6 protein-coding genes and 1 pseudogene are annotated in these 6,642 nt (G+C 37.5%); 2 read left to right on the forward strand and 5 right to left on the reverse strand.

Features of this window, described 5'->3' with window-relative positions; translation table 11 throughout:
• Positions 1-395 precede the first annotated feature (395 nt).
• Together A5294_RS04750 and A5294_RS06980 are read left to right on the forward strand one after the other, a co-directional pair.
• Entirely contained in the window at positions 396-674 is a 279-nt protein-coding gene (locus tag A5294_RS04750; RefSeq protein WP_032842270.1) for a type II toxin-antitoxin system RelB/DinJ family antitoxin, read from the forward strand.
• A 389-nt stretch (positions 675-1,063) separates the two neighbouring features.
• Complete coding sequence (locus tag A5294_RS06980; RefSeq protein WP_217428672.1) at positions 1,064-1,285, forward strand: IS3 family transposase; 222 nt, start codon at positions 1,064-1,066, stop codon at positions 1,283-1,285.
• Positions 1,286-1,324: 39 nt separating this feature from the next.
• Here A5294_RS06980 and A5294_RS04755 read toward each other — a convergent pair whose 3' ends face one another.
• The 5 genes and pseudogenes from A5294_RS04755 to A5294_RS06965 all read right to left on the reverse strand — a co-directional run.
• The gene (locus tag A5294_RS04755) at positions 1,325-1,570 is read right to left on the reverse strand and encodes a hypothetical protein (RefSeq protein WP_004573997.1); all 246 of its coding nucleotides are present in this window, start codon (positions 1,568-1,570) and stop codon (positions 1,325-1,327) included.
• A gap of 535 nt (positions 1,571-2,105) precedes the next feature.
• Positions 2,106-3,011, reverse strand: coding sequence for a hypothetical protein (locus A5294_RS04760; RefSeq protein WP_064340595.1), 906 nt, complete (start codon positions 3,009-3,011; stop codon positions 2,106-2,108).
• Between the two features lie 168 nt (positions 3,012-3,179).
• Positions 3,180-4,076, reverse strand: coding sequence for a hypothetical protein (locus tag A5294_RS04765; RefSeq protein WP_004122116.1), 897 nt, complete (start codon positions 4,074-4,076; stop codon positions 3,180-3,182).
• A gap of 92 nt (positions 4,077-4,168) precedes the next feature.
• Positions 4,169-5,902 (reverse strand): type I restriction enzyme endonuclease domain-containing protein, encoded by a 1,734-nt coding sequence (locus tag A5294_RS06960; RefSeq protein WP_306467725.1) that lies wholly within the window; start codon positions 5,900-5,902, stop codon positions 4,169-4,171.
• Between the two features lie 66 nt (positions 5,903-5,968).
• A pseudogene (locus A5294_RS06965) lies at positions 5,969-6,139 on the reverse strand (hypothetical protein); the annotation flags it as partial.
• Between the last annotated feature and the right edge of the window lie 503 nt (positions 6,140-6,642).

Raw genomic sequence — 6,642 nt, forward strand, 5'->3', positions numbered from 1 at the left:
ATTCTTACTATTATTGAATAAATTTCAACAATGAAAATCAGTTAGATAAAAAGATAACGCTTGCTTACAAGAAACGATAAGAACGCGCAAAAACATGCAAAAAACGTGTAAAAACCAGCGCGCACGTGCAAACATAATGACAAACATCATGTGCAATGCGTGTTTAATACTGCTAAAGAATATGTATCTTAAGCTGTTTTATGTGCTTTTATATGCCTTTCAAACCGTTCTTAAGACTAGCGATCATTTGGGCAGTCATAGCGCAACACCTCATAAACTTAAATGTGCTTTACGTGGAAAATTATATGAGCATTACGTCAAAAACTCAAATATAAGCAACCACAAAACATTTGTTTAACATTTGCAATACATTATAAGTAGTTGGAAGTAATAATATGTCTAAAACTGCAAACATCAACATACGTATTGAACCAAGTGTAAAACAAAGTGCTGAAGACTTATTTGGCAGCTTCGGAATTTCCGTCACTGATGCTATCAATATTTTCTTACGAACTTCCATAATGGAAGGCGGTTTCCCATTCATAATTAAGCAGCCACAATATAACACTGAATCACTGGCTGCTATGGAAGAAGCTAGAAGAATTTCCAGAGACCCTAACGTACCATCGTATTCCTCTATGGAAGACCTTAAGAAAGCGTTGTTGCAAGACTGATGTACAACGTTAAGTTCACGAATGCCACATCAAGGCAGACTGGTTACTTGTTTATTTACTAGAGGATGATATTCTCACATTCACATTCGCACTTTTAGTAACTGCCATATCAACCAACCTCCATACACACACCATAAAATACTGTATCGCATATTGCAACACATTTGCACGAATGGGATTTTTCGACTGTCATACACGATTTTTATGTTCGCATTACTACATCAGATAATACGATCAAGCACCGTGATGGTAGGAAGCCCCGCTTATTTTCTCGTTTGAGTTTGAACATAAAAATAGCAGATAAAGGGAAGGAAATGAATTTACACCAAAGTGAGGGCTTAATCGCTAACAGCATGCTCGCAATATAAAAATTGCAAATAACGTTCTCATTGCATAACTTTTTCGCAATTTGTTATCTAAGTCGCAGTAGCTGGGATAGTACAGAAGAATTACGTCAAGCTATTCATACTTATATTGATTTTTACAACAATCACAGAATTAAAATGGGGCTTAAAAGACAATTATGGAACATCGTGCTATGGTTGCACAAAATGTCTAAAAATTGTCCTAAGCCCCTTTTGTTTTCAATGTCAAGTAATGCTGAATGTTAAGCTTTTTTAGCTTAATAACAGCGAGTTTTCCGTGGTATTTCAACGATAACTCGGGTTTTTAGACACACTTTTTTGCCGCTTATCCTCAAAAATGGTTCCTTCATTAGGCAACGACATCGTTGTCATCAAAGCAAGCATGAACATAAGCGGACCGAGCGCATTCCCATACGTTTTGAACATCACACCAAAATCATGGCCGAATACCACCATCGACAAGTAAAGGAACATAAAATTCACAGCTGTAAACAGAACCAACTTCAGCACGAACATAAGAACCTTGTACATAAGAATATTCTCCTCACTTACTCCACGGAGTCGCACACCAAATAGGTTTAATACTCATTCTATCCAATAATTTTTTGCCATACAATTGTTGTTGTTATTTTTGATAACACATAAAATGTATAAGGTGTTCTAAGTTTTACTTGTAACAAATAGAAATAGGGTTATTCCCCCAAATACTAAATTATGCAAATAGACTACAATTAGAATACTCTAATGAAACTAACCTAATCTACTGTTGTAATTAAATGATGAACTCTTGCAATAATCCCATTGGTAGTGTATGTAGCAACAAGATGGTTAAGAATGGTAAAACCAGTGCAAATAAAACACGATGGAGATATGCGAAACATGCGGCTCTTTTTTAATACAACATTGCCAAGATATAACACGTAAAAAACTGTTACATTTGTTTATGAAATGGCTGTTAAGTTTTTTAAACAAAAACTATAAATACTAATAGCAAGGAAAAAGGAAAGATATAACGGGTTACGTAGAGCCTTTTGCTTAAAGAAGAAGAAAACAGTCTTACAGAATCTTACGCAGCTACTGCGGTTCTTCTCCGTGGGTGCCACTTGATAACGAGAACAATATTGGTAAGCACAATGCCAACAACTACGCTCACCCATGCCAAACTCGGTGTAAGAAGCCAAGCGAGAACACCAAAGATCAGCAGTCGAAGCAGTACAACAATAACTAAGAAAGGCCAACTTTTTGTTAGGCATTTCTGTTGATCAGCCTTCAATGCGCCCATCAGAACCATAATCGCAGCCGCCGCGCAAGAAAATAGCATATTGCCAAAGAATATGACGAGTAGCGTGCTCCAGCCAGCGATAGTACAAAGCATCCACCATTGCAGCATCAATGCAAGCAAAAATGTAACAACAGCATATACTGCTTCCATCAGCATATTCGCAACGATTAACGATGAGAATGTTAGAGACGTACCTCTAGGAGTGTCTGTTTTACCTGCGCTCGCATGCTGTAATGCAATCTTGTTTCTCACCTCGGCGCGCTTTACGCGTTCTTCTTCAAGCATTTGAACGCCAAGCTCAACCGATTTCTTTGAAGCTTCCTGTAATTGCGCATCCGTCATACCTGGCTGCCAAGGCTTTTCAAAAACAAACAGCAACACACTAGTAATCGCTGCACCAATAATAATGCTTAGCAACGTGATATTGGAAACAAGCAATAAAGCAATACCAGAAGTCACCAGCAGCCTGAGCACAAAATCGATGATTCCTATGAGTAAATCACCAGATCCGTCATCTGGTCTGCGATGCCTATCCCACTGCAGATACGCTGCACTTAGCAGCGAAAACACCACAACACTCAACGCGAGTATGACCACAGTTTCCCAACCTAGTACGCGGTGCCCTACGAACTGCTGTACAAGCAGCGCAATAATAAGCGTGCAAACGCTAGCAACAGTTTCTGTAATCACATGACCCCAAAAAGCATGCTTGAAAAGGAGTGTTCAGTAAGGGATTAAAAGAAAACCAACTGAAAGCCTTTAAGCGGGAACATAAGAAATAAAACGACCATACAAGAGTAGAGATACTCTGTGTGGCCGTTTTCTTATACTCAGATACCGAAATAGTATTTGAGATTTTTAGAACAAACCTTGTATTTGAGCTTGTATTAACACTGCAGTAACGCTGGCACCTGTATTAATTAAAAAGTCTTTTAGTCCAACCAATGCTGATTTTAAAATATGCGGTTTCTTCTCTTCTTCAATTTTTAATTTGATGTCAGCTAATAATTCTGTTGCGGTTTCTATATCCTCTTTTGATAAATCAGATTCACTAATACTTTTTTCAACGGCATCAACTACATCCTTAACTTTATCATAGGAAAATGTAACTGTATTCTCACTTCCAGACACTATCTGTACATTATCGGATGGCGAATTGATCACACTTGTATTCCCGTAATAATTATTCACGGTTTGCGGCATGTTCACTGCGGATTCTTTTTCAGTCTCAGAGAAAACCATATTTTCCCCTACAATACCTTCCGATTCTAATTTCAATGTCCATTCTAAAATAGTATTTTTGACTTTTTCTTCAATGTCTTTAACTGCAGTTGTAGGTACATGTAATGCATAATCCATTGGAAGTAGCGAATCAGCCATTTTATCAAACAATGCAAGTTGTTCGCCTGAAAAATCTAAAGTTAATACATTTCCTGAGGACTGACATAAAGAAATGATTTCAGAAATTGAATTTACTAACTTTCTTTCACAAATCTTTTTTTCGTATTCATTATCCTGTATTGAGGTTGGAATCCAACCGCGATAAGGATTGAAAGTTTTTAAACTTCCACGAACCTTTCTATACTCAGGGCAAGATTCTGGGTCAGGATAACCATTTAATTCGTGTTGAATCCATTGATCAAAATCAGCAAGCTTTAATTTTGATGCAATCAAATGTGCTTTGCGTAATATATTAACAACATCGCAATTTGATGACACAATTTCATTCTGTAATTCTAAAACAATACTTCCCATGTTATTCACCATCCTTCTTTCTACCATATAGGGCACTATTCTCAGCAAACATCATAGTTCTTCACATAGAAGCAATAAGGAAAAGGAATAATCTAACTTTCTGAAGTTGTTTCAGAATGCTCCTCAAAATTTTCTACCTGCTCCATCACCTTTGTGAACACTTCAGGACTATACTGTGGCGGATAGCCGTTCTTAACCAAACAAATCTTTATCTTCAATTTTAACTGATTACGCACATTCTGATTGTTGAGCCAGTCCACAAATGAAGACTCGGTATCTATTATTTCCTTAACTTTTTTAGCAAGTGTCTTGCATTTATCGTTTATCACAACACCGTTAACTTCTTTGTCAATGCCATATTCAAACTTATACTGGTCACGAAGAGCAATCAAAATATCATAGAATGCCTTTTCTTCAAAGGTTAATCCTATTTTACGGAAACTCTCACGATTTTCGTTCATCTGACGAAGTATCACTAAAGCTTGTTCAGTTGCAGCCTTAATAATATCTTCTGAGGCAGCTTCCTGTGTTGCCCCGGCTTCTTCAGCAGTAAGGTGCTTACGTCTTTCATGGTACTCATCAATAGTCTTTTCAATCATTTCTTGGAAAGATTTCGCTGCTAATTGGTTAACCCTGCCATATTCCTTTATTTGCTTACGGAGCATTTTGATAAGTAATTCTAACTTTGTAGCAGGCATTTCTACATCTGATAATTTTTCAAAGTATTCAGGAGAGAAGATATCTTCTTCCTCGCCACTTTCAAGAACACTTTCTACCTTATTGTATTTTAATGCCTCTTCAACCATCTTTGATACCACAAGATTCATAGTTTCAGCATCAACATCGCTGGTTCCACTCATTTTACGAACGAAGCCTGCTATAGCCATAAAGCACTGTGCAAGCGCAGATTCTTCTTCGCCCAGATTTCCAGAAGGTTGGCAAATATCAAAAGCACTTCTCATTCTCTTAACAGACTTTAAGAAATATGTCTTAAATGAGACCTGATTAGTTTTTCCGTTTCCTTCTGTCTGCAAGACCTGTGCTGATGTAAAGACATACTCAGCCGCTTTGGAAAGTAATTTATATCTTTCAACAGGGTCACATTTCGTATTAAGGAATGGAGCTAAGTCATAATCTGTAAACAGTGCTTTAAGTATTTCAATCTCCTCCCTGAATGCAGAGGTAGCCTGCTCAACGTCATCCGATGTGGGAGCAACTGATGTATCACCACCGTAAACCTTCATGGCCTCACGCATATTATCGCGAATGCCAATATAGTCGATAACCATACCATATTCTTTGCCGGGATATTTTCTGTTTACACGACTGATAGTTTGAATCAGCAAGTGCTTCTTCAAAGGCTTATCGTTATATAAATATGTAAGTGACGGAACATCAAATCCCGTAATCCACATATCAACTACGATAACAATATGGAAATTAGACTTTTCCTGTTTAAAGGCTGCATCCAGTTCTTCGCAACGTTTATCATTTTTAACTCCACCAAGATAGTTATACATCTCAGCTTCATCATTACTTCCAACACTCGATACCATAGCCATAAATGGCATAGGCTTTAATTCTTTAAGTTCTTCATCTGTTGCAGTAACTCCGTCAGGAGTTTTCTTTTCTTCAAACCATTCCGGATATTTATCCTTGAATTTCAAAAGAAGTGAATATGCAATTTTTCTGCTAGAGCAGACAATCATTGCTTTCTGAATTCTATCTGGGTCACTATCACAAGATGAAATATAATGGTCATGAATATCTATAGCAAGCCTCTCCAAGCGAGAAGGCTCGCCAAGGATAACTTCCATAGAACTCATTGCACGTTTACTGGCTTCAATATCATCATACGTTGCACCATCATCGGCACACTTTTTATAGTAATTTTCAATTTCTTTAGCTTTGGTCTTATCAAGTAACACCTTGGCAATACGAGGATGATACTTAATAGAAACAGTTAGTCCATCTGCGACCGCCTGATCCATAGTGTATCTATCAATTTCCTGACCAAAGGTCTGATATGTTTCGGCAATAGGAGTTCCTGTGAAACCTACAAACGTAGCATGTTGAGGCGGTAAGTTTGCTAGTCAAGGAGTAAAACGACGAAGATTAGCATTTACTTCCGCCCATGCGATAGCTGTCCGTGATTGACAAGTGCTAGCACGCAGACAGAACGGAGATAGCGAACCGCTGAGTGTGTCGCTCTGCTCGTAAAAGCTTAGAAACCTTTGAACGAAAGGGATAATGAAAGCCTTGATTGCAAGGCTTTTTGCTTTATGGTGGGTAAGTATCAGAGTGAGAAAATTTTTGGAATGAGTAGAAGTGATAGCTAGAAATTATCAGTTTCTATTTCCATTTACCCTGTGGGTACGTGTTTGTTTCCATTGACAAGGAGTTTGTGGGAATAGAAATGTACCCACCTTGTTTGAATCAAGTGAAGTGTAGTTGAAGGAAATCTGTTGAAAGCAATACTTCATTTTACCGAATAAGTAATAATTTAGGCAACTTCAAATCGATTAAAAAAAAAACTATTTTAAAGGTTAAGAGTAGACAAAAATTG

Source organism: Gardnerella sp. 30-4, assembly GCF_001641215.1.
GTDB classification, from domain to species: Bacteria; Actinomycetota; Actinomycetes; order Actinomycetales; family Bifidobacteriaceae; genus Bifidobacterium; species Bifidobacterium leopoldii.